The organism is Shewanella sp. 10N.286.45.A1 (assembly GCF_041470405.1).
In the GTDB taxonomy this organism is placed as follows: domain Bacteria; phylum Pseudomonadota; class Gammaproteobacteria; order Enterobacterales; family Shewanellaceae; genus Shewanella.
Genome location: NZ_JBFRMK010000422.1, coordinates 1 through 968, shown reverse-complemented (window position 1 = coordinate 968; position 968 = coordinate 1). Strand labels below are relative to the sequence as shown.

Below are 968 nucleotides of genomic sequence, written 5' to 3'. Positions count from 1 at the left end.
CCTGAGAAAGCTCTGAATTGATCACATCTTTAGTGGAATTGGTATAACACCAAGCATCGCTAAAAATGCTCACGGAATATGGACGAGATTGGTAATGGAATCTGTGGCTAAAAGGATATTTAACCCAATGACGAAAGTCATACTCTCAATACTTTGCTTAATGTTTAGTGGTTCCGCTGTAGCAAACAGCATTTTTAAGTGCATTAAAGACGATAAGATCGTCTTTAGCCAACACTCCTGTCCCAAAGATTTTCGACAGCATGAAATAGAGTATCAACTTGGTATCACTATTGAAACAGACTCAGATAAACGCACTGAAACTGTCGATCCGCTGCAAGCACTACTGCAAAAAGAAGTCATTTCCAAAAATCGCTTATTACAGCTTCTAGACAGTGAAATGTACCGCTTAAAGCAAGAAAATAGCTACTTTGAAATATTAAGAGCCAGTGAGTTACAAAAACTTGAACGTAACCGATATTGGCAGAAGAAAGAAGCGACAGATCCGGCCTACATCGCATCCATAGAAGAAATGAACTTGCACTTTGATAACCTCATTACCAATAATGCATCTACAATTATTTTGTTAGATGACCATAAAGAGCAAATTACCTTAGAAACTTCTGACGTTAAATAGCTTACTACTTCACTGTGCTATTCGCATATAAGAGTAATAAAACTAGGCTTTGTAGCCACCCAAGTAATATTCATCTATTACCATTATAAAAACACCACTATCATCATGCGTAAACTCAGCTACATCACTCTCTTTATACTCGGCCTATTATTGGGTACAGCTTTAGCTTACATCACCCAGCAAAAAATGATTGCCAGCCGTGGAGGGATGGGGATGCATGGCTTTGTTGCTGCTGCAGATAAAGCACTAAGCAAACCTGAAATACCAATATGCTAATCTGCTCAAAACTGGCAATGAGCAGTGGCCAAGAAATAGATAATACCAATTGCATTAA

The 968-nt window shown here is 38.2% G+C and carries 1 protein-coding gene; it reads left to right on the top strand.

Annotated elements, in window-relative coordinates:
* The first annotated feature begins 127 nt into the window (after positions 1–127).
* The gene (locus tag AB4238_RS22150) at positions 128–634 is read left to right on the top strand and encodes a DUF4124 domain-containing protein (RefSeq protein ID WP_372035765.1); all 507 of its coding nucleotides are present in this window, start codon (positions 128–130) and stop codon (positions 632–634) included.
* Positions 635–968 lie beyond the last annotated feature (334 nt).

Bases quoted from the DNA above. Each gene is read 5' to 3' on its own strand.
- AB4238_RS22150 (WP_372035765.1), top strand. From the start codon at position 128: ATGACGAAAGTCATACTCTCAATACTTTGCTTAATGTTTAGTGGTTCC.